This is a genomic window from Pseudomonas sp. R2-60-08W, from assembly GCF_003852335.1.
Lineage (GTDB): Bacteria > Pseudomonadota > Gammaproteobacteria > Pseudomonadales > Pseudomonadaceae > Aquipseudomonas.
This window is the reverse complement of record NZ_CP027731.1, coordinates 4,780,921-4,806,498: the sequence shown is the minus strand read 5'-3', so window position 1 is coordinate 4,806,498 and position 25,578 is coordinate 4,780,921. Positions and strand designations below refer to the sequence as shown.

26 protein-coding genes are annotated in these 25,578 nt (G+C 61.7%); 14 read left to right on the top strand and 12 right to left on the bottom strand.

What is annotated here, in order from left to right; translation table 11 throughout:
- Nucleotides 1–86 precede the first annotated feature (86 nt).
- On the top strand, nucleotides 87–1,190 hold the full coding sequence (locus tag C4J90_RS21945; protein ID WP_124420805.1) for an NADH:flavin oxidoreductase: 1,104 nt from the start codon (nucleotides 87–89) through the stop codon (nucleotides 1,188–1,190).
- Here C4J90_RS21945 and C4J90_RS21940 read toward each other — a convergent pair.
- Nucleotides 1,159–2,361 (bottom strand): glycosyltransferase family 1 protein, encoded by a 1,203-nt coding sequence (locus C4J90_RS21940; RefSeq protein ID WP_124420804.1) that lies wholly within the window; start codon nucleotides 2,359–2,361, stop codon nucleotides 1,159–1,161. The genes C4J90_RS21945 and C4J90_RS21940 overlap by 32 nt on opposite strands.
- 54 nt (nucleotides 2,362–2,415) lie before the next feature.
- Nucleotides 2,416–3,180, bottom strand: coding sequence for a sulfate transporter CysZ (gene cysZ / locus C4J90_RS21935; protein ID WP_124371815.1), 765 nt, complete (start codon nucleotides 3,178–3,180; stop codon nucleotides 2,416–2,418).
- Here cysZ and C4J90_RS26950 point away from each other — a divergent pair.
- Nucleotides 3,179–3,346, top strand: coding sequence for a hypothetical protein (locus C4J90_RS26950; protein WP_164485271.1), 168 nt, complete (start codon nucleotides 3,179–3,181; stop codon nucleotides 3,344–3,346). The genes cysZ and C4J90_RS26950 overlap by 2 nt on opposite strands.
- 127 nt (nucleotides 3,347–3,473) lie before the next feature.
- A complete protein-coding gene (gene trxB, locus C4J90_RS21925) occupies nucleotides 3,474–4,436 on the top strand; it encodes a thioredoxin-disulfide reductase (RefSeq protein ID WP_124364362.1) in 963 nt (320 codons plus the stop codon).
- Between the two features lie 125 nt (nucleotides 4,437–4,561).
- On the opposite strand, the gene C4J90_RS21920 is transcribed toward trxB, so the two are convergent.
- The 6 genes from C4J90_RS21920 to C4J90_RS21895 all read right to left on the bottom strand — a co-directional run bounded on the left by C4J90_RS21920 (nucleotide 4,562) and on the right by C4J90_RS21895 (nucleotide 7,555).
- Nucleotides 4,562–4,903 carry a HopJ type III effector protein gene (locus C4J90_RS21920; protein WP_124364361.1) on the bottom strand — a complete coding sequence of 114 codons (342 nt, stop codon included), beginning with the start codon at nucleotides 4,901–4,903 and terminating at the stop codon, nucleotides 4,562–4,564.
- A complete protein-coding gene (locus C4J90_RS21915) occupies nucleotides 4,896–5,192 on the bottom strand; it encodes a DUF1244 domain-containing protein (protein ID WP_124364360.1) in 297 nt (98 codons plus the stop codon). Before C4J90_RS21915 ends, C4J90_RS21920 begins: the two co-directional genes overlap by 8 nt.
- Before the next feature lie 83 nt (nucleotides 5,193–5,275).
- Nucleotides 5,276–5,647 carry a dihydroneopterin triphosphate 2'-epimerase gene (folX, locus tag C4J90_RS21910; protein WP_003194073.1) on the bottom strand — a complete coding sequence of 124 codons (372 nt, stop codon included), beginning with the start codon at nucleotides 5,645–5,647 and terminating at the stop codon, nucleotides 5,276–5,278.
- Nucleotides 5,648–5,649: 2 nt separating this feature from the next.
- Nucleotides 5,650–6,210, bottom strand: coding sequence for a GTP cyclohydrolase I FolE (gene folE / locus C4J90_RS21905; RefSeq protein ID WP_124364359.1), 561 nt, complete (start codon nucleotides 6,208–6,210; stop codon nucleotides 5,650–5,652).
- A gap of 19 nt (nucleotides 6,211–6,229) precedes the next feature.
- On the bottom strand, nucleotides 6,230–6,940 hold the full coding sequence (gene folM / locus C4J90_RS21900) for a dihydromonapterin reductase (RefSeq protein WP_124420803.1): 711 nt from the start codon (nucleotides 6,938–6,940) through the stop codon (nucleotides 6,230–6,232).
- Nucleotides 6,941–6,997: 57 nt separating this feature from the next.
- Nucleotides 6,998–7,555 (bottom strand): antibiotic biosynthesis monooxygenase, encoded by a 558-nt coding sequence (locus tag C4J90_RS21895; protein ID WP_124371811.1) that lies wholly within the window; start codon nucleotides 7,553–7,555, stop codon nucleotides 6,998–7,000.
- 211 nt (nucleotides 7,556–7,766) lie between these two features.
- Between C4J90_RS21895 and C4J90_RS21890 the strand changes: the two genes are divergently transcribed.
- Entirely contained in the window at nucleotides 7,767–8,726 is a 960-nt protein-coding gene (locus C4J90_RS21890) for a MerR family transcriptional regulator (protein WP_124364356.1), read from the top strand.
- Between the two features lie 2 nt (nucleotides 8,727–8,728).
- Here the strand turns inward: C4J90_RS21890 and C4J90_RS21885 are convergent, their stop codons facing one another.
- Nucleotides 8,729–9,334 (bottom strand): hypothetical protein, encoded by a 606-nt coding sequence (locus C4J90_RS21885; protein ID WP_124364355.1) that lies wholly within the window; start codon nucleotides 9,332–9,334, stop codon nucleotides 8,729–8,731.
- Between the two features lie 57 nt (nucleotides 9,335–9,391).
- Complete coding sequence (locus C4J90_RS21880; RefSeq protein WP_124364354.1) at nucleotides 9,392–9,859, bottom strand: PAS domain-containing protein; 468 nt, start codon at nucleotides 9,857–9,859, stop codon at nucleotides 9,392–9,394.
- Between the two features lie 129 nt (nucleotides 9,860–9,988).
- Between C4J90_RS21880 and C4J90_RS21875 the strand changes: the two genes are divergently transcribed.
- The 7 genes from C4J90_RS21875 to C4J90_RS21845 all read left to right on the top strand — a co-directional run bounded on the left by C4J90_RS21875 (nucleotide 9,989) and on the right by C4J90_RS21845 (nucleotide 19,760).
- Nucleotides 9,989–10,444 (top strand): flavodoxin, encoded by a 456-nt coding sequence (locus C4J90_RS21875; RefSeq protein WP_124371808.1) that lies wholly within the window; start codon nucleotides 9,989–9,991, stop codon nucleotides 10,442–10,444.
- A 189-nt stretch (nucleotides 10,445–10,633) separates the two neighbouring features.
- Complete coding sequence (locus tag C4J90_RS21870; RefSeq protein WP_124420802.1) at nucleotides 10,634–11,416, top strand: class II aldolase/adducin family protein; 783 nt, start codon at nucleotides 10,634–10,636, stop codon at nucleotides 11,414–11,416.
- Nucleotides 11,416–12,318 (top strand): alpha/beta fold hydrolase, encoded by a 903-nt coding sequence (locus C4J90_RS21865; RefSeq protein ID WP_124364351.1) that lies wholly within the window; start codon nucleotides 11,416–11,418, stop codon nucleotides 12,316–12,318. The genes C4J90_RS21870 and C4J90_RS21865 overlap by 1 nt, the downstream gene beginning before the upstream one ends.
- A gap of 130 nt (nucleotides 12,319–12,448) precedes the next feature.
- The gene (locus C4J90_RS21860) at nucleotides 12,449–13,360 is read left to right on the top strand and encodes an SDR family oxidoreductase (protein WP_124371805.1); all 912 of its coding nucleotides are present in this window, start codon (nucleotides 12,449–12,451) and stop codon (nucleotides 13,358–13,360) included.
- A gap of 483 nt (nucleotides 13,361–13,843) precedes the next feature.
- On the top strand, nucleotides 13,844–15,625 hold the full coding sequence (locus tag C4J90_RS21855) for a DUF1302 domain-containing protein (protein WP_124364349.1): 1,782 nt from the start codon (nucleotides 13,844–13,846) through the stop codon (nucleotides 15,623–15,625).
- Between the two features lie 25 nt (nucleotides 15,626–15,650).
- The gene (locus tag C4J90_RS21850) at nucleotides 15,651–17,009 is read left to right on the top strand and encodes a DUF1329 domain-containing protein (protein ID WP_124420801.1); all 1,359 of its coding nucleotides are present in this window, start codon (nucleotides 15,651–15,653) and stop codon (nucleotides 17,007–17,009) included.
- A gap of 249 nt (nucleotides 17,010–17,258) precedes the next feature.
- Complete coding sequence (locus C4J90_RS21845) at nucleotides 17,259–19,760, top strand: LuxR C-terminal-related transcriptional regulator (protein WP_124420800.1); 2,502 nt, start codon at nucleotides 17,259–17,261, stop codon at nucleotides 19,758–19,760.
- Here C4J90_RS21845 and C4J90_RS21840 read toward each other — a convergent pair.
- Entirely contained in the window at nucleotides 19,757–20,632 is an 876-nt protein-coding gene (locus C4J90_RS21840; RefSeq protein ID WP_124421242.1) for a helix-turn-helix domain-containing protein, read from the bottom strand. The two genes, C4J90_RS21845 and C4J90_RS21840, sit on opposite strands and share 4 nt — an antisense overlap.
- A 136-nt stretch (nucleotides 20,633–20,768) precedes the next feature.
- Between C4J90_RS21840 and C4J90_RS21835 the strand changes: the two genes are divergently transcribed.
- Entirely contained in the window at nucleotides 20,769–21,671 is a 903-nt protein-coding gene (locus C4J90_RS21835; protein ID WP_124420799.1) for a DMT family transporter, read from the top strand.
- Between the two features lie 108 nt (nucleotides 21,672–21,779).
- On the opposite strand, the gene norR is transcribed toward C4J90_RS21835, so the two are convergent.
- A complete protein-coding gene (gene norR / locus C4J90_RS21830; RefSeq protein ID WP_124420798.1) occupies nucleotides 21,780–23,324 on the bottom strand; it encodes a nitric oxide reductase transcriptional regulator NorR in 1,545 nt (514 codons plus the stop codon).
- Between the two features lie 147 nt (nucleotides 23,325–23,471).
- Here norR and hmpA point away from each other — a divergent pair, with 147 nt between their 5' ends.
- Both hmpA and C4J90_RS21820 read left to right on the top strand, forming a co-directional pair.
- On the top strand, nucleotides 23,472–24,653 hold the full coding sequence (gene hmpA / locus C4J90_RS21825) for an NO-inducible flavohemoprotein (protein ID WP_124420797.1): 1,182 nt from the start codon (nucleotides 23,472–23,474) through the stop codon (nucleotides 24,651–24,653).
- 223 nt (nucleotides 24,654–24,876) lie between these two features.
- Nucleotides 24,877–25,383: a disulfide bond formation protein B gene (locus C4J90_RS21820; RefSeq protein WP_124364343.1), complete on the top strand. Its 507-nt coding sequence runs from the start codon at nucleotides 24,877–24,879 to the stop codon at nucleotides 25,381–25,383.
- Nucleotides 25,384–25,578: the final 195 nt, after the last annotated feature.

Genomic DNA, 25,578 nt, shown 5'->3' with positions numbered 1-25,578 from the left:
TTAATCACCCAAATCAATAGTGCTACGCAGCGCCGTCACCTCTTCATATTATCCACATCATAAATCCGTCTTATGTGGAGTGCTTCATGCCCGTCCAAGCCTTGTTCAAACCGTTCCAGCTCGGTGCACTGCAACTGTCGACCCGCGTGGTCATGGCGCCAATGACCCGCTCGTTCTCCCCGGGTGGCGTGCCCAATGCCCAAGTGATCGAGTACTACCGCCGTCGCGCCGCCGCCGGTGTAGGGCTGATCATTACCGAAGGCACCGTGGTCGGCCATCAAGCCTCCAACGGTTACCCCAACGTTCCGCATTTTTACGGCGAAGCGGCGTTGGCCGGCTGGAAGAAAGTGGTCGATGCGGTCCACGCCGAAGGGGGCAAGATTGTTCCGCAGTTGTGGCATGTGGGCAGTGTGCGCCGTATCGGTACCGAACCTGACGGCAGCGTGCCAGCCTACGGCCCGATGGAGAAGCTCAAGGATGGCAAGGTAGTCGTCCACGGCATGACCAGCCAGGACATCAAGGACGTGATCGAGGCGTTCGCCCAGGCAGCCAAAGATGCTCAACGTATCGGCATGGACGGTGTGGAAATCCACGGCGCCCACGGCTACCTGGTCGATCAGTTCTTCTGGGAAGGCAGCAACCAGCGTGCCGATGAGTACGGCGGCAGCCTGGCCAACCGTTCACGTTTCGCTATCGAGTTGATCCAGGCCACCCGTGCTGCGGTCGGCCCGGATTTTCCGATCATCCTGCGTTTTTCCCAGTGGAAGCAGCAGGACTACACCGCGCGCCTGGTGCAAACCCCCGAGGCGTTGGGCGAATTCCTCAAGCCGTTGTCCGACGCTGGCGTGGATATTTTCCACTGTTCAACGCGCCGGTTCTGGGAGCCGGAATTCGAAGGTTCCGACCTCAATCTGGCCGGCTGGACCCGCCAGCTGACGGGGAAACCGACGATCACCGTGGGCAGTGTCGGCCTGGATGGTGAGTTCCTGCAGTTCATGGTCAACACCGATAAGGTCGCGCAGCCGGCCAGCCTGGAGAACCTGCTGGAGCGTTTGAATAACGACGAGTTCGATCTGGTCGCCGTGGGCCGTGCGCTGCTGGTGGATCCGGATTGGGCCGTGAAGGTGCGCGAAGGTCGCGAGGCCGACATTCTGCCGTTCAGTCGTGAGGCGTTGACGAGCCTGGTGTAAGCGACGCCAGGGCGGGCACCGGAGGCCCGTCCTTGCATACATCGCGCAACTGACGCTCGAATTGCTCGATGATCGCCGGCCACCCTTGGCGACTGGCGTGTTGCCGGGCATTGAGCCGCGCTCGGCGCAGCGTCTCGCGCTCTTCCAGCAGCCACACGGCCGCATCGCAAAACGCGTTCTCATCCCCCGGCATCGCCAGCACACCGTTGTAACCGTGGCGAATATGCTGGGTCGCGGCTGCCTGGTCGTAGGCCACCACACCCAGCCCGGAAGCCATGGCTTCCAGCACCACATTGCCAAATGTTTCGGTCAGGCTGGGAAACAGGAACAGATCGCCCGAAGCGTAATGCCGCGCCAGTGCTTCACCGCGCTGGGCGCCGCAGAACACCGCGTCGGGCAAATCGCGCTGCAACAGGCTGCGCTGCGGGCCGTCGCCGACAATCACCAGCTTGAGCCGCCGCGATGGATAGGTGGTCTGCAACGTGTAGAAACAGCGTTTGAGCAGCCCGAGATTTTTCTCTTGGGCGAGGCGTCCTACGTGCAGCACCACAATGTCGTCGTTCTCCAACCCCCAGCTTGCGCGTAAAGCATCATCGCGTTTGGCCGGGTGGAACAGTTGGCTATCGACCCCCCGCGACAGCGTCCCAAGACGCTCGAAGTGCCGGCGCTCCAGCTCCAGGCGCTGACTCGCGCTGGGAACCAGGGTCAACGTCGACCGGTTATGAAACCAGCGCAGGTAATGGGTGACCAGGCGACTCAACACGCTCAAGCCGTACTGGTTCGAATACTGTTGGAAGTTGGTGTGAAAGCCGCTGACCACGCTGATGCCCAAGCGCCGCGCCGCGCGTAACGCCGACAAGCCCAACGGGCCCTCGGTGGCGATGTACAACACATCCGGACGCTGGCGGGTCCAGCGGCGCAGAAGTTTGTGCATCGACGATTGGCCCCACTGCAGCCCTGGATACCCCGGTAACGGCCAGCCGCGGCACAGCAGCAACTCATCGTCACTCGGCCGGCTCTGGTCGACGCCTTGGCGGGGGCGCACCAGTTCGATTTGATGGCCGCGCGCGCGCAAACCGTCGCACAGGCGGCCAAGGGTATTGGCCACCCCGTTGATTTCCGGCGGGAAGGTTTCGGTGATCAGGGTGATGTGGAGCGAAGCTGTCGTCATGACCCACAGTGTCGCTGCGGGCCATGTCTTCATTGTGTCACTGGGATGATGGATTTATGACCGAGCCACCTGTTGCCCGGCCATCGCTTCGGCACCTTGCTCGCGCACCCAGAACAACGTGGCCCCGGCGACTGCTGCCGGCATCATCAGCAAGTTGACTACTGGCACCAGCAGCACCAGGTAGACGATCCCGCCAAAACTCATGCTCTGCCAGCGCTTCTGGCGCAGCCAGGCGAGCATTTCGTTCCAGCCCAGCTTGTGGTTGTCGGCCGGGTAGTCGATGTATTGGATCGCCATCATCCACACGCCGAACAGCAGCCACAATGGCGCGGCGATCAGGTTGACCACGGGAATGAACGACAGGATGAACAGGCCGATGGCCCGTGGCAGGAAGTAGCCCAGCTTGCGCATTTCCCGGGCCAGGGTGCGCGGGATCATCGCGATCAGCTCGCCCCAGCTGAACGGCGGGAAGTCGTCGGTGCCACGCACCACGATCTCGACTTTCTCCGCGAGAAAACCATTGAACGGCGCCGCGATGATATTAGCGAGCATGGTAAAGGTGAAAAACACCATCAACACCACCAGCACCACGAACAGCGGCCACAGCAGGTAATTCAAAAAGCTCAGCCAGCCGGGCAGCGTGGGCATCAGGTGGTCGACCCACAGGCTGAATTGGTGGCCTGCAAAGTAGATCAGGCCGACGAACAGCACCAGGTTGATCGCCAGCGGCAGCAGTACGAACAGGCGCAGGCCGGGGCTCAACACCAGTTTGAGGCCTTCGCGCAGGTATTGCGGGCCGGAAAGAGCGGGGGCAGGCATGGAAGACTCCGAGCAGAAGGGCGAACGCGCCGACCTTACCGGCTTTGCCGTGGCGGTGAAAGTGGCGACATCAGCGGTTACACCTGAGTGGACAAGAAGGTCGATCAAACCGGTCGACTGCATAGAGACCACCTATGAGCTGGATTGTTATTCCGTATTTCCTTAATCTTGCCCCCCTCTATACGCTGCACCCATTATTTTCAGGATCTGCGAGTTCAAGCCTTCCCCAAGTGCTTCGCGGTCCTTTTTTATTCCAGCCGTCTTGTTGTCCGGGCGGTCGATAGGAGTGAGTCATGTCTGATACCCGTCATTCGCGAGTGATTATTCTCGGTTCCGGCCCTGCCGGTTACAGCGCTGCGGTCTACGCTGCCCGGGCCAACCTCAAGCCGCTGCTGATCACCGGCATGCAGGCGGGCGGTCAGCTGACCACCACCACCGAAGTCGACAACTGGCCGGGCGACGTCCACGGCCTGACCGGCCCGGTGCTGATGGAGCGTATGAAAGAACACGCCGAGCGCTTTGAAACCGAGATCGTGTTCGACCACATCAACAAGGTCGACTTCTCCAAGAAGCCCTACAGCCTGACGGGCGACAGCGGCGTGTACACCTGTGACGCGTTGATCATCGCCACCGGCGCCAGCGCCCGTTACCTGGGCCTGCCGTCGGAAGAAGCGTTCATGGGCAAGGGTGTTTCCGCCTGCGCGACCTGCGACGGCTTCTTCTATCGCAACAAGCCAGTGGCTGTGGTCGGTGGTGGCAACACCGCCGTGGAAGAGGCGCTGTACCTGGCCAATATCGCCAGCACCGTGACCCTGGTGCACCGCCGCGAAACTTTCCGCGCCGAGAAGATCCTGATCGACAAGCTGCACGCGCGTGTCGCTGAAGGCAAGATCATCCTCAAGCTCAACGCCACGCTGGACGAAGTGCTGGGTGACAACATGGGCGTGACCGGTGCGCGCCTGAAGAACAATGACGGCAGCTTCGACGAGCTGAAAGTCGACGGCGTATTCATCGCCATCGGCCACACCCCGAACACCTCGTTGTTCGAAGGTGTGCTGGAAGCCAAAGACGGTTACCTGGTGGTGCAGGGCGGCCGTGAAGGCAATGCCACCGCCACCAACATCGACGGCATCTTTGCGGCCGGCGACGTGGCTGACCACGTCTACCGCCAAGCTATCACCTCGGCCGGCGCCGGTTGCATGGCGGCCCTGGACGCCGAGCGTTACCTTGACGGTCTGAAAGACGCCTCGTTCTAAGCAGCACTGCAAAACAAATGTGGGAGGGGGCTTGCTCCCGATTGCGGTGGTCCAGTACCCAATGTACTGACTGACACACCGCTATCGGGGGCAAGCCCCCTCCCACATTTTGATCTGTGTTTGACTCAGGATTTGCGGGTCAGGGGTTGTGCTGCAAATTTCACTCCGGCCAGGCCGTGTTTGATCAACGCACGGATATTGCCATGGTCACTGCCGTCAGGCGTAGCCACCACTGAGCGGTAATGCTCACCAAACGCCAGCAACGCTTCCTGATCGCTCAACCCTTCCAGCAACGCCAATCCAAGTGTCTTGCACGAACCTTCGTTCTGGCCGGCGGCATTTTCCACCTCGCCGTTGGTGAAGGCTTGTGGCTGGTAGTCGTAACCTGCGGCAACAAAGGCCAGGGTGTCGGCAAACGCGTGTTCGCCGCTGTTAAGGCTGGCGCGCAGGGTGTTCAGGTCAGTCATGGGCTTTTCCTTTGGCAAACGCCGCATGTTGGTCGGCGCTGGCTTCTTTCTGGTATTGGGCTTTCCACTCGGCGTACGGCATGCCGTACACCACTTCACGGGCGTCATCGAGGCTCAGCTCGATCTGGCGCTCGTCGGCCTCGGCCTTGTACCACTTGGACAGGCAGTTACGGCAGAAGCCGGCCAGGTTCATCAGGTCGATGTTCTGTACATCCTTGCGGCTGTCCAGGTGTGACACCAGCCGGCGAAAGGCGGCGGCTTCGAGTTCGAGGCGTTGTTGGTCGTTCATGGAATCTCTCCGAGATAGCTTCAAGCGGGTAAGCTTCAAGCTGCAAGTTGGAATGCGTGTGGCTTTTAGCTTGAAGCTTGCAGCTAACGGCTTGCAGCTAACGTAATCGAAACCGACTCGGCAAAGCGCAGCGCATGGGGTTTGTCGACTTCGACTTCGGCGTACAGCACCGACTCGTTGCTCATCACCAGGTCGAGCAGCTCCTGGGTCAGGCGTTCGAGCAAGGCGAAGCGGTTGCCTTCGACGTGGGCAATGATGGCCTTGGTGATGGTGCGGTAGTTCAGCGCGTGGTCGATGTCATTATCGCGCACGGCTTCCTGGGCGGCATACAGGATGGTCAGGTTGATCAGCACATCCTGCTTGTTGAGGATTTCGTCCTCGTTGATGCCGATAAAGGTGCGCAGGCACAGGTCCTTGACCCGAATGCGCGCCATGCCTGGTTGAAGTTGTGGCATTGCTACTTGCTCCGTCCAATCAGTTGCAGGAACTCCATGCGCGTGGTGTTCGACTCGCGGAACGCGCCGAGCATCACCGAAGTGTTCATGGTTGAATTCTGTTTTTCCACGCCGCGCATCATCATGCACATGTGCCTGGCTTCGATCACCACCGCCACGCCGGCGGCCTGGGTCACGTCCTGGATGGCGTCGGCAATTTGCCGCGTGAGGTTTTCCTGGATCTGCAGGCGCCTGGCATACATGTCGACGATGCGCGCCAGTTTCGACAGGCCCAGCACCTTTCCGGTCGGAATGTAGGCCACATGGGCCTTGCCGATAAAGGGCAACAGGTGGTGCTCACACAGCGAGTACAGCTCGATGTCCTGGAGGATCACCATCTCGTCGTTATCGGAGGCGAAGAGCGCGCCGTTGACGATTTCTTCCAGGTTCTGCTCGTAGCCATGACACAAGTATTGCATCGCCTTGGCGGCGCGCTTGGGGGTGTCGAGCAAACCTTCGCGTTCCGGGTCTTCGCCCAGGCCTTTGAGGATTTCGCGGTAATGGTGGGGCAGGGACAAGGTCATACAACATCCTCAAAACGGCTTACTTGATATGCCGCCCGCCGTTGACGGTCAGGGTGGTCCCGGTGACATAGGGGTTGTCCAGCAGGTAACGCACGCTCTGGTAGATCACCTCAGGCCCGGGCTCGATGCCCAGTGCCGACTTGGCCAGGACCTTGGCACGGTAGGCCGCGTCGTCGCCTTCATTGAACATCACCATGGCCGGCGCGATGCCGTTGACCTTGATCAGCGGCGCGAACTCTGCGGCAAACGACAAGGTAAGGCTGTCGAGCCCGGCCTTGGTGGCGCAATACGCGATGTGCTGGCGGCTGCCCTTGCGTACCACGTCATCGCTGATATGCACGATATCGGCCGGTGTTGAACGTTGCAGCAGGGGTGAACAATGCCGGTTGATCAGGTACGGCGCAAGCATGTGCACGCTGAACATGTCGGTAAAGGCGTGGCTTTCGTCGTCAGGCGTTTCCGCGATCCAGGCCGAGGCGTTGTGGATGATCGCGCGCAGCGAGTCGGTATGTGCCTTCAGCTCAGTGATGAACGCCACAATCCCCGCTTCGCTGGAAAAATCGGCAAACAGGCCGACCGCACCGCGTTCGCGCAGCAGCTGCACCCCTGGGCGTTCGCTGCGGTAGCTGAAGATGACCGATCGCCCTGCGTCCAACAGGCGTTCGGCGCAATACAGGCCGACGCGCTGGCCGGCACCGGTGATCAGGATCGGGGCGTTGGTTGCAGTCATGGGAGGCTCTAGTCGCTGGCAGGTGGAAACTATACCAGCGACCCGTCTCCCCTGTACTCAGGCAGCGGCTTCGCTGGCCTTGCGTGGTGGCGTGGGATGCAGCCAGTTCGCCAGCAGGTGCGTCGACAACGGAATAAAGAAGTACACCATCAGCGGTGTGAGCGCCAAGGTGCTGACCAGCACCCGGCTGAACAGGTCCAGTTCGCCGAGCAAGGGTGCCAGGCCAAAATTGAACAGCAGCGACACCGGGAAAAACGCCAGCCAGATCGCCACCGCCTGTTTCCAGCGGGGTGGGCGGGCTCCCACAGCGCCGAACCAGCCATCGATGCCGCTCACGCGGTGCTCGGAAGGGTCGGCAAACAGTTCGCTGCCACGGCTCAGCCAGGCACTGCGCGAAGCGGAAAACTCCCAGGCATGCAGGGTTTTTTCGTCGGCGAAGCGGAAGATGATCTGGAATTCATCGTCATTGGGCGGCGGGGCCAGCACGCCGGAACCCAGGTAACCGGGGAAGTCGGTGGCCAGTTGTTCGCCTTCGCGCAGCCAGGCCATCAGCTCTTCATAGCGTCCTTTGGCCACGCGGCGCGCGACCATCAAGGTGACGGGTGAGGTAGACATGGTATATCTCCAAATGTACGGGTGCGCTGAACCGGGTAGGTGGCGCACAAAGAGGCGGCCGGGTGAGGCCGCTCTCTTAAAAAACAGGCAAGGATTATTCCTCTTTTGCCGAAATACACCAGAGACGTTGGTCCGATAAGTACGGCCTTGAAAAAGACAGGTCGATAAGCGTTAAATACCCTTCAGCCAGCATTGCCACATTTGGTCACCAATGCCCTTGATTACCGCTCCGATTGATAGCATTTCGCGTCTGATTTCGACAGATTCAGATCAGCTTTTTCCGATTCGGGAAGTCTCGAGATTGACAGGCGTAAACCCGGTCACCCTGCGAGCGTGGGAGCGGCGCTACGGGCTGATCCAGCCCATGCGCACCGAAAGCGGGCACCGTCTCTACTCCACGGCCGATATTGAGACGGTCAAGCGTATTCTTGATTGGACTGAACGCGGCGTAGCGGTGAGCAAGGTTGGCAAGATCCTGGCGCGTGACGATCAACAGATCGAAGCGATTCGTGCCGAGCGCGACGCGGCCGAAGACAGCGAATGGCCGCAGTGGCGAGCCCGGCTGATGCATGCCATCAGTGCGTTCGACGATCGTCAGTTGGAGAGCGTGTACGGCCAGGTGTTCTCGACCTATCCCCTGAGCATTGCGTTTCAGGACATTCTGATGCCGTTGTGGCGCGACTTGCTGCGCTACCAGGGCCGTTTCGGCCAGGCCAGTGAATGGCTGTTTTTCGATTCTTTTCTGTGCATGCAGACGTTGCTGCGCCTGCAGGTGGCAAGCGCATCGCCCGCCCCCCAGGTATTGCTGAGCGCCCTGCCGGGCGAGTGCCGCAAATTGGAGCTACTGGTGGCGGCGCTGTTGATGAGCCGGGAGGATTCGCCCGTGAAGGTGCTGGGCTTGGACCAGCCGGTCGATGAGTTGACCCTGGTCTGTGAAAAGATCCGCCCCCAGGCGCTGGTCATGTTCTCCAATCACTTGCATAAGCATGACCTGGCTGCACGGCTGAGCCGCTTGGCATTGACCCTGGACTGCCCGCTGTTTCTCGCAGGCGCTGCATCGGACCTGTTGCAGGCCGATCTGGCCGGCACGTCCATCGGCTGCCTCGGCAGCGAAGGGCGCCAGATGCAGCGCCGTTTGCAGCAGTTTCTCAGTGGCGGTCTGGATACCTGATCTCAGGCATGTACATGGGGATGCACCAGACGATGCTGGTGCAGGATGAATTGGCGCAGGCGCTCGATTTCACCTGCGTCACTCTGATTCAGACGGTAGGCAAACAGGCCCCGTGCGGTTTCCCGTTCCAGCGTGCCACGCAACGCAATGCGTTCGTAACCGGACGGACTGAACCACAAAGAAAAGGTTTTCGGCGGTTTGGCTCGGCCACGCCCTTCCACCAGCACACCCTTGAATGACACTTCGTGCACCCACAGCGCACTGGCGTAGCCCTTGATGTTCTCCAGGGCCACCGGTGTTTCAAGGGCCAGGCGCCACGGGCGGATCATCGGCCCGTCTTCAAAGATACTCGGCACGCCCAGGCGAAGATGCACCGCATGAAACTCATCTTCCACCAGGTGCAGGGGAAAGGTCAGTTGCTGGTTATCGAACTGCGCCTGGATGGTGACTTGGTCGTGAGCGGCCAACCGCGTGAGCAAATCGCGAATCTGCGCACCGCCATTCACCGTCAGGCTCGACCATGCATCCCGCAGGTTGAGCTGCGGGTTGTGCTGCATGTCCTGGATAAACGCCAGTTCGTCCTGCGTCAAAAGAGCATCGCGGTGCATGGATATAGCTCAAAGTTGGGCGTTAAAAGGCCATTATCGCTCTAAAGAGCGCCATTTTTACAGCTTGTTAATTCCACTCGTCACCTTGAGCGCCGCCAGCTCAGCTTTAAGCTCGGCTACCTGGGCTTCCAGCTGGGCGACGCGTTGCTGCGCTTTTACCTGGACGGTGACGTCTTTTTGCACGCCGACGAAATACGTCTGCTGGTCGGCCGCGTTGTACACCGTTGACAGTGATAACTCGTTCCAGAAATGCGTGCCGTCCTTACGGTAGTTGCGCAGGATTTCCCGACACGCGCCACCGCTGTCGAGCGCCTCGCGAATCGCCATCAGGCCTGGCTGGTCACGGTCGCCCGCCTGCAGGAAACGGCAATCCTGATAAAGGATGTCGTCCAGAGTGTAGCCGGTCAGGCGTTCGAAGGCCGGGTTGACGTAGATCAGTGGCTTGTCTTCGCCTTCTCGTTCGGCGACGACAATCCCGTCGTTGGAGGCGTTGATGACCATTTGCATCAGCTTGGCGTTGATCATTGAGCGGTCCATGGCTTGTTGTTGAGGTCTGAAGTTTATGACACGTCTTGAATGTTGCACGGCGCGCGCTGAGAAATCTGCGCCAGCTGCTAATATCCTACGCTTTCGCTCAATTACAGGATCAGATTGATGAAAGTCGCCATCCTTTCCGGCTCGGTCTACGGCACAGCTGAAGAAGTCGCTCGCCACGCCGAAAAAATCCTCAAAGCAGCGGGTTTTGAAGCCTGGCACAACCCGCGTGCCACGCTGGCCGACGTGCAGGCCTTCGCGCCCGAGGCGTTCCTGGCGGTCACATCGACCACCGGCATGGGCGAGCTGCCCGACAATCTGCAACCGCTGTACTCAAGCATTCGCGACCAGTTGCCCGCCGCCTGGCGCGGCCTGCCCGGTGCGGTCATTGGCCTGGGCGACGCCAGCTACGGCGATACCTTCTGCGGCGGCGGCGAGCAAATGCGCGAAGTATTCAGTGAGTTGGGCCTGCGCGAAGTGCTGCCGATGCTGCGCCTGGACGCCAGCGAAAGCGTGACCCCGGAGACCGACGCCGAGCCGTGGCTGGCCGAGTTGATTACTGCACTGCAGCGCTGACCGACCCCGTGAGGCGCTGTCCGCGTGTTTTTATTGACGGCGCTTCTCTGACACCGTTTGTACTATTCTCCAGGCTGACTCGCTCAGTCATCAAGCTGGCTGCGAAGGCAACTCCGCAAGCCAGGGCGTCTGACTAGACTGGCTCATCACTTAAAAAATAATAATAAATGCGCCAAGGAGGTCATTATTGTGAGCCTAGCCCCCGTTTTATCGTCACAGAATGTCAAAGATCAGGTCAGCGCGGCCGAATGGCAAGCCCGTGTCGACCTGGCGGCCTGCTATCGCCTGGTGGCGATGCACGGTTGGGATGATCTGATCTTCACGCATATTTCCGCCAAGGTGCCGGGCACCGATGATTTCCTGATCAACCCCTATGGGCTGATGTTCCACGAAATCACCGCCTCAAGCCTGGTCAAGGTGGACCAGGCCGGCAACAAGCGCATGGACAGCCCTTACGAGATCAACCCTGCGGGCTACACCATCCACAGCGCCATCCACGAAGTGCGCCACGACGTGACCTGCGTGCTGCACACCCATACTGCCGCCGGCGTCGCCGTGTCTGCGCAAAAGCAGGGCGTGTTGCCGATCAGCCAGCAATCGCTGTTTGTGCTGTCGAGCCTGGGCTATCACGCCTATGAAGGCGTCGCACTGAATCACGATGAAAAGGCGCGCTTGCAGGCGGACCTGGGCGAACACAACTTCCTGATGCTGCACAACCATGGCCTGCTGACGTGCGGCGCGACCATCGCCGACACCTTTCTGATGATGTTCACGTTCCAGCGCGCCTGTGACATCCAGGTACTGGCGCAGAACGGCGCTGCCGAGTTGATTGCCATCGAGCCGCAGATTCTGGCCGGTGCCAAGGCGATGGTGGCGGCTGTCACAAAAAGCGCCCAAGGTATGGGCGGTGCGCTGGCCTGGCCGGCGCTGCTGCGCACATTGGATAACCAGGACCCCGGGTATAAAAGCTGATGCCACTTGCCGAAATACCGCTCAGCGCCTGGCGCAAACGCGGCCAGGATTTCGTCTTTCGCGGCCGCTCCATTCGTTATTGGGTGGCCGGGCAGGGCGAGCCGCTGCTGCTGATCCATGGCTTTCCCACGGCCAGTTGGGATTGGCATTACCTGTGGCAGCCCCTGGCCCAGCGCAACCTGGTGATCGCCTGCGACATGCTCGGCTTCGGCGAATCTGCCAAACCGCTTGATCACGAGTACTGCCTGCTGGAGCAAGCCGACCTGCAACAGGCGTTGCTTGAACACCTGGGGGTGGCAGAGCCGGTGCATATCTTGGCCCATGACTATGGCGACAGCGTTGCCCAGGAACTCCTGGCCCGGCATTACGAAGGGCGGTTCCAGATGGCCAGTTGTGCGTTTCTCAACGGTGGGCTGTTCCCCGAAACCCATCGCGCAACCTTGGTGCAGAAGTTATTGCTCAGCCCCCTGGGCTGGATGATCGGACGAGCCTCTGGACGAAGTAGCTTGGCCAACAGTTTTAACCAGATTTTTGGTCCCCGGACGCTACCGAGCGAAAGCGCCCTGGATGATTTCTGGAGTTTGATTGAACACAACGACGGCCCGCGCATCCTGCACAAGCTGATCAACTACATTCCCCAGCGCCGTCGCCTGCGTGACCGCTGGGTGGCGGCAATGCAGCGCGGGGACGTGCCGTTGCGGGTCATCGACGGTGAGGTCGACCCCATTTCCGGCGCGCATATGGTGGAGCGCTATCAACAGCTAGTGCCGAATGCCGATGCGATCTTGCTGGCCGATATCGGCCATTACCCACAACTCGAGGCGCCGGTCCAGGTGCTCAGGCATTACCAGGCGTTTCGCGAGCGTATTGGCCTGCGGTCAGCGCGTGCGGCCTATTCCTGAGCCTTGCGCCCCCAGGCGGCATCATCCCGCTGCCTTATCGAGCACCATTCAGCGGCGGCCGTATTTATTGTGACCCAAGGCCCGGTGCCGGACACTCTGCCCATTGCCATTGTCGCCCAAGGAGTTCGGTATGAGTCAGTCAGTGCAGTTGCAGGATAAGGTCGTGATCGTCACCGGCGCCGGCGGCGGATTGGGCCGCGCCCACGCGCTGCTGTTCGCCCGGCACGGGGCCAAGGTGCTGGTCAATGACCTCGGTGGCTCGACCCAGGGCGAAGGCGCCAATGCCTCGGCGGCCGATCGGGTGGTGGCCGAAATCCGCGCAGCGGGTGGCATTGCGCACGCCAACCATGACTCCGTCACCGATGGCGATAAAATCGTACAGAACGCACTGGATGCCTTCGGCCGTATCGATGTGGTGGTGAACAACGCCGGTATCCTGCGCGACAAGACCTTCCACAAGATGGACGACAGCGACTGGGACCTGGTTTACCGGGTGCATGTCGAAGGCGCCTACAAAGTCACCCGCGCCGCCTGGCCGCATCTGCGCGAGCAGGGCTATGGCCGGGTGATCTTCACCGCGTCCACCTCGGGCATCTACGGCAACTTTGGCCAGTCCAACTACGGCATGGCCAAGCTTGGCCTGTATGGCTTGACCCGAACCCTGGCGCTGGAAGGGCGCAAGAACAACATCCTGGTCAACGCGATTGCGCCCACCGGCGCCACGCGCATGACCGAAGGGCTGATCCCGCCGCAAGTGTTCGAGCGTCTCAAGCCGGAACTGGTCAGCCCGTTGGTGGTGTACCTGGGCAGCGAAGCCTGCCAGGAAACCTCAGGCTTGTTCGAAGTGGGCGGCGGCTGGATCGGCAAGACCCGCTGGGAGCGCAGCCTGGGCGTAGGCTTTGACCCCGAAGCGGGCTTTTCGCCCGATGACGTGGCGGCGCACTGGCAGCAGATCTGCGACTTCGAAGGGGCGGCGCACCCCAAAGACACGATCGAGGCATTGAAGGAGATGATGGCCAACTTGCAGAAGTTCAGCCTCTGATCGTTGCCGTAAAAATAGTCAATCCCACGGGGCGTCAATGGCGCCCCGTTTTTATTCCAGGCATAAAAAAGGCCGCTGCACAGGCAGCGGCCGAAGTAAGACGTTGGATCAAGGAGCGATAAATCAACGTCAGTGAACACTGGTAACAGATTGAATGTCTTGGTAATCCGTTGAATTCAAGCTTTTCTCCAGAGCCTCGGAGCGGGCTGTTTGCCCTGAAAGCGAAATAAGCATAGTCGGTTGTAACAGAATGAGTAATAGCAGTTCAGGACAAGGACTGTTACCAAAACGACAATAATTGAGCGCATGCCATCGATGCTTCTGATAGGCCACCATCCATCCAATCCATGACGCGCGCCGCACCCATGGCCCGCGCGGCCCGTCATCCTTTCGGGCGACAACACGAATACCTCCTTGGTGCGCTTATCGCTCCTCCTGGGCGGCAGTAGGGTGGGGCCTTCTGTCACTCACCGGGGAAGACGCATGACAAAAACAACAATGCGCGCCATCTTCACGCCACAGGCGCTGGCCGCTGCGGTTGCTCTGGGTTGCTGTGCCCAGGCCCACGCTGTTTCGTTCAACATCGGCGAGATCGAAGGGCAATTCGATTCCTCGCTATCGGTCGGTGCGAGTTGGGGCACGCGGGACGCCGACAAAAGCCTGGTCGGCACCGTCAACGGCGGCACGGGCCAGGCGTCTACCGGGGATGACGGGCGCTTGAACTTCAAGAAGGGCGAGACCTTCTCGAAAATCTTCAAGGGCCTGCATGATCTTGAACTGAAATACGGCGACACCGGTGTGTTCGTGCGCGGCAAGTACTGGTACGACTTCGAGCTCAAGGACGAGGACCGCGAGTTCAAGCAGATCAGCGACCACAACCGCAAGGAGGGCGCCAAATCCAGCGGTGCGCAGATTCTCGATGCCTTCGTCTACCACAACTATTCCCTGGGCGACCTGCCCGGCACCGTGCGCGCCGGCAAGCAAGTGGTCAGTTGGGGCGAAAGTACCTTCATCGGTAACTCCATCAACAGCATCAACCCGATCGACGTGTCGGCGTTCCGTCGTCCGGGGGCCGAGATCAAGGAAGGGTTGATCCCGGTGAACATGCTGTTCGCCTCCCAGAGCCTGACCAATCAGCTCACCGTAGAAGGTTTCTACCAACTGGAATGGGACCAGACCGTACTGGACAACTGCGGCACCTTCTTCGGCGGTGACGTAGCGGCGGATGGCTGCACCGGTAACTACACGGTGGGCAGCCCGGGGATTGCACCGCTGCAACCGATTGCAGCGGCACGCGGCCAAGGCTTTGTGGTCACCCGCGAGGGTGTGGTGGTGCAGCGCGCCGCGGACCGTGATGCGCGTGACTCCGGCCAGTTCGGCGCCGCGTTGCGCTGGCTGGGTGACGACACCGAATACGGTCTGTACTTCATGAACTACCACAGCCGCACCCCGACCGTGGGCACGATTACCGCCAATACCAACCTGGCAACCATCGGCGCCATTGGTGCCGCCGCTCCGCCGGGCTTTGGTGGGGCCCTGGCCCAGAGCACCATGCTCGGGCGTGGCCAGTACTACCTGGATTACCCGGAAGATATCCGTCTGTTCGGTGCCAGCTTCTCCACCACCTTGCCCACCGGTACGGCGTGGACCGGCGAAATCAGCTATCGGCCAAATGCGCCCGTGCAACTCAACACCACCGACCTGACCCTGGCGCTGGTCAACCCGATTGCCGGCAACACCGCGTCGCCGATCCGCAGTTCGTTTGGGGCCGACAACAAAGGCTACCGTCGCAAGGAAATCACCCAGATCCAGAGCACCATGACCCAGTTCTTCGACCAGGTGCTGGGCGCCGAGCGCCTGACGCTGGTGGGCGAAGCGGCCGTCGTGCACGTCGCTGGCCTGGAAGACAAAACCAGGCTGCGTTACGGCCGTGACTCGGTGTACGGCGCCTATGGTTTCCAGGGTGACACCGACGGGTTCGTCACCTCCACCTCCTGGGGCTACCGCGCGCGGGCGATCCTTGACTACAACAACGCGATTGCCGGGGTGAACCTCAAGCCCAACCTGTCCTGGTCCCATGACGTGGCCGGCTACGGCCCCAACGGCTTGTTCAACAAAGGTGCCAAGGCGATCAGCGTCGGTGTGGATGCGGATTACCGCAGCACCTACACCGCCAGCCTCAGCTACACCGACTTCTTTGGCGGCGACTACAACACCCTGACCGACCGTGACTTCCTCGCCCTCAGCTTCGGCGTGAACTTCTGACTTGGCTTAAAGAAGGACAAGAACTATGCGTAAGACAATTGCAGCGTTGGCCCTGAGTCTGCTGGCCGCCCACGTGATGGCCGCGGTATCGCCGGAAGAAGCCGCCAAGCTCGGCACCAGCCTGACCCCGGTGGGCGCCGAAAAAGCCGGCAACGCCGATGGCTCGATCCCGGCCTGGACCGGGGGCATTCCGAAAAACGCCGGCGCGGTGGACAGCAAGGGCTTTCTCGCCGACCCGTTTGCCAGTGAAAAACCGCTGTTCGTGATCACCGCCGCCACCGTCGACAAGTACAAGGACAAACTCTCCGACGGCCAGGTGGCGATGTTCAAGCGCTACCCCGAGACCTACAAGATCCCGGTGTACCCGAGCCACCGTACGGTCAACCTGCCGGCGGATATCTACGAGTCGATCAAGCGCAGCGCACTGAACGTCAAGGCGATCAACGACGGCAACGGCTTGGAGAACTTCACAGGTAACCGTTACTACGCGTTCCCGATTCCCAAAAACGGTGTGGAGGTGTTGTGGAATCACATCACCCGTTACCACGGCGGCAACCTGCGCCGCATCATCACCCAGGCCACGCCACAGACCAATGGCAGCTACACGCCGATCCGCTTCGAAGAGGAAGTGGCGGTGCCGCAGGCCATCCCCGATATCGACCAGGCCAAGGCGGCCAACGTGCTGAGCTATTTCAAGCAATCGGTCACGGCGCCAGCGCGCCTGGCCGGCAACGTGCTGCTGGTGCACGAAACCCTCGACCAGGTGAAGGAGCCACGCCTGGCCTGGATCTACAACGCCGGCCAGCGCCGTGTGCGGCGGGCGCCGCAGGTCTCGTATGACGGGCCGGGCACCGCCTCCGACGGCCTGCGCACCACCGACAACTTCGACATGTTCTCCGGCGCGCCCGACCGCTATGACTGGAAACTGGTGGGCAAGAAGGAACTGTACATCCCTTACAACAGCTACAAGCTCGATTCGCCGACCCTCAAATACGAAGACATCATCAAGGCCGGGCATATCAACCAGGACCTGACCCGCTATGAGCTGCATCGCGTCTGGGAAGTGGTCGGCACCGTCAAGCCGAGCGAGCGCCACATCTACGCCAAGCGCCACATGTACATTGACGAAGACAGCTGGCAGGTCGCCCTGGTGGACCACTACGACGGTCGCGGCCAACTGTGGCGCGTCGCCGAAGGCCATGCGCAGTTCTATTACGACCACCAGGTACCGGCCTACACCGTGGAAACCCTGTACGACCTGATCGCCGGGCGTTACCTCGCGCTGGGCATGAAGAACGAAGAGAAAAGCAGCTTCGTCTTCGGCTTCGCGGCCAAGGCAGCGGATTACACCCCCGCGGCGCTCAGGTCCGAAGGCGTGCGCTAAAGATCATTCCCACGCTCCCGCGTGGGAATGCAGCCCGTGACGCTCTGCGTCACCTGTGCGCGACGGTTGGCGGGACGCGGAGCGACCCAGGAGGCATTCCCACGCAGAGCGTGGGAATGATCATTCGAGGGCAAGCCCCCTCCCACATTGGGTTTTGCGCATGTCTTTCAATCACCCCGCTGAATACTTCTTCAACAACCGCCCACCACAGGACTAGGGTTGCATCACAATAAAAAGCAGGATGCAGCAATGACCGCCATGACACGCTGCCTGGACCGTCCTGGATTCATGCCCCGGCTGTCCGCTCACCATCTGCTGCGCCCGCGCCTGGCCGCGCCTTTGCTCGCGGCACCGGCGCGGGTGAAGCTGCTGTGCGCGCCGGGCGGCAGTGGCAAGAGCGCGCTGCTTGCCGAGTGCGCGTTGCAGGCGCCGCCTGGGTGCCAGGTTCACTGGTTGGCGCTCAATGGCGTAGTTGCATGCCCGGTGGATTTCTCCCGGCGCCTGGCCCACAGCCTTGGGCTGTCTTACACCGATGAAGCGACGTTATTGCTGGACCTGGGGCGTTGGCAACACTCGGCGTGGCTGTTCCTCGACGATTTTTGCCGGCTGCCCGCGCCTGCACTGGACGCCTTGCTGGACCGGTTGCTCACCGCCAGCAGCCCGGCGCTGACCTGGTGGCTGGGCGCGCGGCGGCGGCCGGCGTGCAATTGGCCGCGCCTGTTGCTCGATGACGAATTGCTGGAGTGCGGCAGTACCGAACTTTCGTTCAGCGCGACGGAAATCCAGGCGTTGCTCGGCCCAGGGCAGAGCGTCGACAACATCATGCAATTCAGCGCCGGATGGTGCGCCGGGGTGCGTATTGCGCTGCTCGGTGACGGCCATCCCGATAAAACCCTGCTCGATTATCTGCAACACGAAGTGTTCAGCAGCTTGCCAGCGGAATTGGCCGAAGCCTGGCGGGTGCTGGCCAACCTGCCGCGCTTCAATACCGGCCTGTGTGAACACCTGTTCGGCTCGGGTGACGGCGCTCAGTACCTGCGCGAGCTTCAAGCGCTCGGTGCGTTTATCCAACCCTGGGAAGGCACCACCGATTGGCTGCACATTTTTGCGCCCCTGGCGCGTTTGCTGCGCGAAGAACCCTGGCCGGCCAAGCGCGCCTGGCACCGGCGCGCGTGCCAGTGGTTCAGCGCCGAGCAGGACTGGCAGGCGGCCTTTGAGCAGGCGCTGCTGGCGCAGGAATATGAGGGCGCAGTGAGCCTGTTGCAGCACTTCAGTTTCGAAGACTTGTTCCGCGGACAAAATGCGGTGCTGCTGTTGCGCCTGCATGAGCAGCATGGCGATGAACTGATGCTCGGCTCGGCACCGCTGGTGGGTCTGGTCACGGCGGCATTGCTGTTTGCCGGGCGGTTCGAGCAGGCGGCGGTGTGCATCGACCAGTTGGCTCGATTCTCGCCGCGACCGACGGCGGCGGCGCAGCGTCATCTGGTGGCGCGCTGGCAGGCGCAAGTCGGCTGGTTACTGCACCTGAGCGGCGATGCCGAAGGTTCCCGCGAGCATTTCCTCGAGGCCCTGCAAGCCTTGCCCGAGAGTGCCTGGACATCGCGCTTGATGTGCCTGTCGGGCCTGACCCAGCAAGCCATGCTGCGCGGTGAGCTGGACGTGGCCCAAGCGCTGAATCGCGAAGCGCTGTGCCTGGCCCGCGCCCACGGTTCGCTGGTGCTGGAGGCCTTGCTTGAGTTGGATCACGCCCAATTGCTGGAACAACGCGGCGCGCCTTACCGGGCGCAGAGCCTGTTGGAAAGCCTGCAGGCGATGCTGGTCGAGCAGCGCTTGCAGGCTGGGCCGCTGATGGGGCGTATCGCCCTGCGACGCGGGCATCTCGCCTTGCGTCAAGGTCAGGACGCGTTGGCAAGCGAGTGTTTCGAGGCCGGTTTGAACATCTGCCTGCACAGCCAGGACAAGCGGGTGCTCTACGGGTTTCTCGGGCTGGCGCTGCTGGCGGCGAATCGCGGTGATTACGCCCAGGCGTTTATCCAGTTGCGCGATGCCGAGCGGCTGATGCAGCAGCGTCACGTCCCCGACCTGGTGTACCGCGCGGTCCTGTTGTTGGTCAGCGCGCATTTCTGGTTGCAGCAAGGGCGCGCGGAGTTGACGGTGCAAGCGATGCGCCGCGTGTTGCGTCACTTCCATGGGCCCTGCGCCAAGCAGGCGCCGCCGGCCACGCTGGAATTGGTCCCGCGTCTTGAGTACCTGTTGGTGCTGGCCGAGGTCAGGCTGGGCTGCGCCGAACACCCGCTCGAGCGGCTTGGTGCCTTGCTCGACAGCACTCGCCAACGCGGGATGCTTTGCTTGGAAACCGAACTGCAGCTGGTGCTGGGGGAGGTGGCCTGGCGGCTGGGCGAGCCGGCGCGGGCGCGTGTGGCCCTGCAAGCCGGCCTGGAACTGGCGGCGCGTTGCCAGGTGCAGCAGGCGGTGCGCGAGTTGCGTTTGCGTGCGCCGGGGTTGCTCAGTGAGTTGGGGCTGGAACCGCAGGCCGCGCCAGTCGGCGCCACGCAAAACCCGCTGAGCCTGCGCGAACTGGAAGTGCTGCAGTTGATCGCCCTGGGCAACTCCAATCTGGAAATTGCCGAGCGCCTGTATATCTCCCTGCACACGGTCAAGACCCATGCGCGGCGTATCCACAGCAAACTCGGGGTAGAGCGGCGCACCCAGGCAGTGGCCAAGGCCAAGACGCTGGGCTTGATGGGCTAAGTGCGAAAGGCCTGGCGATAGTCCCCAGGCGCCGCCCCCATGGCTTGGCGGAAGCGCTGGTTGAAATGACTGGCGCTGGAAAACCCGCACCGCCAGGCAATCTCACCCACGGCCAGGGCGCTGTTGCGCAACAGCGCCCTGGCACGGGCCAGCCGGCGCGCCAGCAGGTATTGATGGGGCGGCAGACCGAAGCTTTGCCTGAACATGCGCGCGAAATGGTATTCCGACAGCGCGCACAGGCCGGCCAGTTGGCCAAGGCTGATGGCGTCCTGCAGGTGATGGTCGATGTACTCCACCAAACGCCGTCGCTGGTGCGCGGCCAGCCCACCTTTGACGCGCAGGCCTTCGCGGGCGCCGACCTGGCTGAGCAGGGTATGACTGAGCATTTCATGGGCCAGGCTGCTGGTCAGCAGGCGCTCACCGGGCTCCTGCCAGTTGAGGGCGATCAACTGGTGAAAGCGTGCGGCCAGGCTGGCGTCCTCGAGGAAGGTGCTTTCGCGCAGCTGCAGCTCACGGGGCTCGCGGTCGAGCAGGGTGACGCAGCCGAGGGCGAATTGTTCGGGGCTGAAATAGACATGGGCCAGGCGAATCTGGCCATTGATCACCCAGGCCGATTGGTGCTCGGCCGGCAGGATGCACAGTTTGTCGGGGCCGCCCTTGGTGCCCGGTTGGTCACGGCGAAAAGTGCCGGTGCCGCCGCCGATGTAGCACGACAAGGTGTGATGGCTGGGCGCCTGGTAATCCTGGGCATCGTGGTGGTTGCTCCACAACGCCGCAGACAAACCGTCACCGAGCTCGGCGCAGGCTTCCAGGCGTGCGTTGGGCGAGCGGTTAAGGGCTTGAAAGACGTGCAGCGATTGCAGCTCTGGCATGGTGTGTTCTCCGACGTTTTGCATCCTACTCCGCCGTCATGGCGCTGTGAGCCCCGCCCCCGACAAAAGCGCAAGAATGTGCAAGAGCGTCGCACAGGGAAAACGCGACACTGTGGCTCACTCACCGGAGCCCGCTATGAACCTTTTCCTGTATGTACTCACTGTGCTGATCTGGGGCACGACCTGGATCGCGCTCAAATGGCAGTTGGGCGTGGTGGCGATTCCCGTGTCGATCGTTTACCGCTTCGCCTTGGCGGCCCTGGTGCTGTTCGTGCTGTTGCTGCTCAGCCGCCGGCTGCAGGTGATGAACCGGCGCGGGCACCTGATTTGCCTGGCCCAGGGCCTGTGCCTGTTCTGCGTCAACTTCATGTGTTTTCTGACCGCCAGCCAATGGATTCCCAGCGGCCTGGTGGCGGTGGTGTTTTCCACGGCGACCTTGTGGAACGCGCTCAATGCCCGGGTGTTTTTCGGCCAGCGGGTCGCGCGCAATGTATTGATGGGCGGCGGCCTTGGCTTGCTCGGCCTGGGCTGTTTGTTCTGGCCCGAATTGGCAGGGCACGCCGCCAGCCCACAGACCTTGCTCGGCCTGGGCCTGGCCTTGCTGGGCACGCTGTGTTTTTCGGCGGGCAATATGCTCTCAAGCCTGCAACAGAAAGCCGGGCTGCGGCCCTTGACCACCAACGCCTGGGGCATGGCCTATGGTGCGGCGATGCTGGCGGCGTATTGCGCAGTGCGCGGTATTCCGTTCGAGGTGGACTGGAGCACGCGCTACATCGGCGCCTTGTGGTACCTGGTGATTCCAGGCTCGGTGATTGGCTTTACCGCCTACCTGACACTGGTCGGCCGCATGGGGCCGGAGCGGGCGGCGTATTGCACTGTGTTGTTTCCGGTAGTCGCGCTGAACGTATCGGCCTTTGCCGAGGGTTATCAATGGACGGCACCGGCCCTGGCGGGGTTGGTGCTGGTGATGTTGGGTAATGTGTTGGTGTTTCGCAAGCCTCGGCCTGCCAACCCAATTTTCGATGCAAAGCCTGTCTAGTGTGGGAGGGGGCTTGCTCCCGATAGCGGTATATCAGTTGCACATAAGGTGACTGATCTACTGCTATCGGGAGCAAGCCCCCTCCCACATTTGAACGAGTTGAACTCGCTATTTTATGCCAAGGCGCTTGGCCATGCGGCCAAGGTTGGCGCGGTCCAGGCCCAGTTCTCGGGCGGCGCCGGCCCAGTTGTGTTGATGGCGTTCCAGGCAGGCGTTGATGATCTGGCGCTGATAATGCTCGGTGGCCTGGCGCAGGTCGCCGGTGACGTCGCGGGCGACAGCGGCCGGTGCTTCGATGGCGGCTGCGCTGACATCAGGCAGGTCCAGATCCGCCGCGCTCAGGCTGAGAATCTTCGGACGTTCGCGGCAATGCCCCAGGGCTTTGAGCGCACTGCGTCCGATCAAATGTTCCAGCTCGCGCACATTGCCCGGCCAGTCGTAGGCCAGCAGCGCCGCCTGGGCATCACTGGTCAGGCGCAGGCTGCCCAGGCCCATGCGTGAGCGGTTGTGTTCCAGAAAAAAACCGGCCAGCAGCAACACATCGCGCCCGCGTTCACGCAGCGCAGGCACTTGCAGCGGGTAGACGCTCAAGCGGTGGTAAAAGTCGGCGCGGTAGCGGCCATGGCGCACTTCTTCGGCCAGGTCGCGGTTGGTGGCGGCAATCAGGCGCACATCCACCTGATGCTCTTTGTCCGACCCCAGGCGCTGCAACTGGCCGCTTTGCAGCACCCGCAGCAGCTTGGCCTGCACGCTCAGCGACAGCTCGCCCACTTCATCCAGAAACAGCGTGCCGCCATTGGCCAGTTCGAATTTGCCCCGCCGGTCATTCAGTGCGCCGGTGAAGGCGCCGCGCACATGGCCGAACAGCTCGCTTTCCACCAGGGTTTCGGGCAGCGCGGCGCAGTTGAGGCTGATCAGCGGTTTGTCGGCACGCGACGACGCGGCGTGGATCGCCTGGGCGACCAACTCCTTGCCGACCCCGGTTTCACCGGTTATCAGCACGGTCAGGTCACTGCCGCCCACCAGGTTGACCTCTTCGACCAGGCGCTTGTGCGCCTTGCTCTGGCCGATCATTTCCTTGTGCTGCTGGCCGCTGGCCTGGCGGTAGATCTCGGCGCGCTGGTGTTCGTCTTCGGCGCGCAATGCCAGGCGCTCAATGCGCTCGGCGACGTTGACCGTGGCAGCGGCGAGGCTGGCGAAGGCTTGCAGGGCGTCGAGTTCGACCCGTTCGAAGCGCTCGGTGTCGAGGGCGTCCAGGGTCAGCAGGCCCCACGGCTGGTCGTCGATAAATAACGGGCAGCCCATGCAGTCGTGCACTTCCAGCTGCCCGTGCAGGCCCTCCACCAGGCCGTCGTAGGGGTCGGGCAATTCGCTGTCGCTGTCAAAGCGGGTAGGGCCGGGGCTGCTCAGCAGCAGCGCAAAACGCGGGTGTTCGCTGATCTTGAAGCGTCGGCCCAAGGTATCGGCGCTCAAGCCATCCACGGCCAACGGCACCAGCCATTCGCCCTCCAGACGCAGCAAGGCGGCGGCATCACACGGCAACAGGGCGCGCATGGCATGCAGCAGGCGTCGATAGCGCTCGCCTTCGGGCAAGTCCCGTGACAGGTCGGCCACGAGGGGCAGCAGGGTGGTGAGCAGCGATTGTGCAGTCATAATGACTCCTTGTAGTCCTTATGACTATAAACTGTAGGAGGTCATTCTGACTACGCGGTATTTAAGTTGCTGAAAAAACTGGATTTATTAGTTGGCACGATTACTGAGTACCTGAGGGCAACGAATGAAAAGACCCAGGAGTCTCCCATGCTGAGCGCCCAAGACCGTGCCATCGTCAAATCCACTGTGCCGCTGCTGGAAAGCGGTGGCGAAGCGTTGATCACCCATTTCTACCGCATGATGCTGTCCGAATACCCCGAAGTTCGCCCGCTGTTCAACCAGGCCCACCAGGCCAGCGGCGACCAGCCGCGCGCCTTGGCCAATGGCGTGCTGATGTACGCGCGGCATATCGACCAGTTGGACCAGTTGGGCGACCTGGTGGTCAAGATCATCAACAAGCACGTGGCCTTGCAGATCCTGCCGGAACACTACCCGATCGTGGGGGCCTGCCTGCTGCGGGCGATCTCCGAAGTGCTCGGCAGCGAGATTGCCACCCCTGAGGTGATGAGCGCCTGGGGCGCGGCGTATGGGCAGTTGGCGGATATCCTGATCGGTGCCGAAGCGGCTATCTACGACGAGAAAGCCCAGGCGCCCGGTGGCTGGCGCGGTGCGCGGCCGTTCCGGTTGGTCAAGCGCGTGGAGGAGAGCGACGAGATCACCTCGTTCTACTTCGCCCCGGTGGACAACGGCCCGATCCTCAGCGCTGCTCCCGGCCAATACATCGGCATGAAGCTGGTGCTCGACGGCGAGGAAGTACGGCGCAACTATTCCCTGTCGGCCCTGAGCAATGACGGCCTGTACCGCATCAGCGTCAAGCGCGAAGCCGGTGGGCGAGTGTCCAACTACCTGCATGACCAGTTGCACGTCGGCGCGAGTATTGACCTGTTCCCGCCCTCGGGCGAGTTCACCCTGGCCGCCAGCGACAAGCCGCTGGTGCTGATCAGCGGCGGGGTGGGCATTACCCCAACCCTGCCGATGCTCGAAGCGGCCCTGGCCACCGAGCGCCCCGTGCATTTCATCCACTGCGCGCGTAACGGCGGGGTGCATGCGTTCCGTGACTGGGTAGACGCGCTGGCCGCCAGGCACCCGCAGCTCAAGCGCTTCTACTGCTATGCCGAGGATGACGGCGTAAGCCCGGCGGCGGACAAGGTCGGCCTGTTGAATCAGGAACAACTGGCGGCGTGGCTGCCCGAGGGGCGCGACATCGATGCGTACTTCCTGGGGCCTAAAGGCTTCATGGCGGCGATCAAGCGCCACCTCAAGGCCCTGGGTGTGCCCGAGAAACAAAGCCGCTACGAATTCTTCGGCCCGGCTGCGTCGCTGGAGTAAGTTCTTCACAGCAACAGTGAACCAATGTGGGAGGGGGCTTGCTCCCGATAGCGGTATGTCAGTGACAGATAAGCTGACTGATCCACCGCTATCGGGAGCAAGCCCCCTCCCACATTTAGCTCTTCATTTTTCCTGATTAATCCGTTGTTAACCCCTCTCTGTTTTAACGGGTGCCTGTGTGTAAACTTGTTGCCATTGGGCAAACAGACAAAGGAAACCAGAGATGAGTGACGAATTGCGTTTGGGCAGGGAGCGGCGCTTTCTGGTGTTGCTGGGCATCATCTGCCTGGCGCTGATCGGCGGAGCGCTGTACATGCAAGTGGTGCTGGGCGAAGCGCCGTGCCCGCTGTGCATCCTGCAACGCTATGCCTTGCTGTTGATCGCGATCTTCGCCTTCCTCGGCGCTGCCATGCGCAGCAAGGGGGCGGTCACGTTCTTTGAAGGGTTGGTGGTCCTCAGCGCCCTGGGCGGTGTGGCCGCCGCCGGTCATCATGTGTACACCCAGTTCTTCCCTCAGGTCAGCTGCGGCATCGATGTGCTGCAGCCGATCGTCGATGACCTGCCCCTGGCCAAAGTGTTTCCCCTGGGCTTTCAGGTCGATGGTTTCTGCAGCACGCCCTATCCGCCGATCCTCGGCCTGTCCCTGGCGCAATGGGCGTTGGTCGCGTTCGTGCTGACGGCAATCCTGGTGCCCCTGTGCATCTATCGTAATCGTCACCCTAAAGCCTGAACCCGTTCACTAAAACGCCCCGGTCTTCTTGAGTGAAGGCCGGGGCGTTTTTGTGTGTAGGGATTTGTGAAAGAGCCGTGACGAGCGGCAACGAATAGTGCGCGCAGCGTGCGACATGTTGTCACACGGAGGCTGTCGCAGGGCATTTCTGAATGGCCGAACCGGCCGCTGAATTTGCATCCGGGGCACAAAACG

Bases quoted from the DNA above. Each gene is read 5' to 3' on its own strand.
- C4J90_RS21945 (WP_124420805.1), top strand. From the start codon at position 87: ATGCCCGTCCAAGCCTTGTTCAAACCGTTCCAGCTCGGTGCACTGCAA.
- C4J90_RS21940 (WP_124420804.1), bottom strand. From the start codon at position 2,361: ATGACGACAGCTTCGCTCCACATCACCCTGATCACCGAAACCTTCCCG.
- C4J90_RS26950 (WP_164485271.1), top strand. From the start codon at position 3,179: ATGGAAGACTCCGAGCAGAAGGGCGAACGCGCCGACCTTACCGGCTTT.
- cysZ (WP_124371815.1), bottom strand. From the start codon at position 3,180: ATGCCTGCCCCCGCTCTTTCCGGCCCGCAATACCTGCGCGAAGGCCTC.
- trxB (WP_124364362.1), top strand. From the start codon at position 3,474: ATGTCTGATACCCGTCATTCGCGAGTGATTATTCTCGGTTCCGGCCCT.
- C4J90_RS21920 (WP_124364361.1), bottom strand. From the start codon at position 4,903: ATGACTGACCTGAACACCCTGCGCGCCAGCCTTAACAGCGGCGAACAC.
- C4J90_RS21915 (WP_124364360.1), bottom strand. From the start codon at position 5,192: ATGAACGACCAACAACGCCTCGAACTCGAAGCCGCCGCCTTTCGCCGG.
- folX (WP_003194073.1), bottom strand. From the start codon at position 5,647: ATGCCACAACTTCAACCAGGCATGGCGCGCATTCGGGTCAAGGACCTG.
- folE (WP_124364359.1), bottom strand. From the start codon at position 6,210: ATGACCTTGTCCCTGCCCCACCATTACCGCGAAATCCTCAAAGGCCTG.
- folM (WP_124420803.1), bottom strand. From the start codon at position 6,940: ATGACTGCAACCAACGCCCCGATCCTGATCACCGGTGCCGGCCAGCGC.
- C4J90_RS21895 (WP_124371811.1), bottom strand. From the start codon at position 7,555: ATGTCTACCTCACCCGTCACCTTGATGGTCGCGCGCCGCGTGGCCAAA.
- C4J90_RS21890 (WP_124364356.1), top strand. From the start codon at position 7,767: ATGCCCTTGATTACCGCTCCGATTGATAGCATTTCGCGTCTGATTTCG.
- C4J90_RS21885 (WP_124364355.1), bottom strand. From the start codon at position 9,334: ATGCACCGCGATGCTCTTTTGACGCAGGACGAACTGGCGTTTATCCAG.
- C4J90_RS21880 (WP_124364354.1), bottom strand. From the start codon at position 9,859: ATGATCAACGCCAAGCTGATGCAAATGGTCATCAACGCCTCCAACGAC.
- C4J90_RS21875 (WP_124371808.1), top strand. From the start codon at position 9,989: ATGAAAGTCGCCATCCTTTCCGGCTCGGTCTACGGCACAGCTGAAGAA.
- C4J90_RS21865 (WP_124364351.1), top strand. From the start codon at position 11,416: ATGCCACTTGCCGAAATACCGCTCAGCGCCTGGCGCAAACGCGGCCAG.
- C4J90_RS21860 (WP_124371805.1), top strand. From the start codon at position 12,449: ATGAGTCAGTCAGTGCAGTTGCAGGATAAGGTCGTGATCGTCACCGGC.
- C4J90_RS21855 (WP_124364349.1), top strand. From the start codon at position 13,844: ATGACAAAAACAACAATGCGCGCCATCTTCACGCCACAGGCGCTGGCC.
- C4J90_RS21850 (WP_124420801.1), top strand. From the start codon at position 15,651: ATGCGTAAGACAATTGCAGCGTTGGCCCTGAGTCTGCTGGCCGCCCAC.
- C4J90_RS21845 (WP_124420800.1), top strand. From the start codon at position 17,259: ATGACCGCCATGACACGCTGCCTGGACCGTCCTGGATTCATGCCCCGG.
- C4J90_RS21840 (WP_124421242.1), bottom strand. From the start codon at position 20,632: ATGCCAGAGCTGCAATCGCTGCACGTCTTTCAAGCCCTTAACCGCTCG.
- C4J90_RS21835 (WP_124420799.1), top strand. From the start codon at position 20,769: ATGAACCTTTTCCTGTATGTACTCACTGTGCTGATCTGGGGCACGACC.
- norR (WP_124420798.1), bottom strand. From the start codon at position 23,324: ATGACTGCACAATCGCTGCTCACCACCCTGCTGCCCCTCGTGGCCGAC.
- hmpA (WP_124420797.1), top strand. From the start codon at position 23,472: ATGCTGAGCGCCCAAGACCGTGCCATCGTCAAATCCACTGTGCCGCTG.
- C4J90_RS21820 (WP_124364343.1), top strand. From the start codon at position 24,877: ATGAGTGACGAATTGCGTTTGGGCAGGGAGCGGCGCTTTCTGGTGTTG.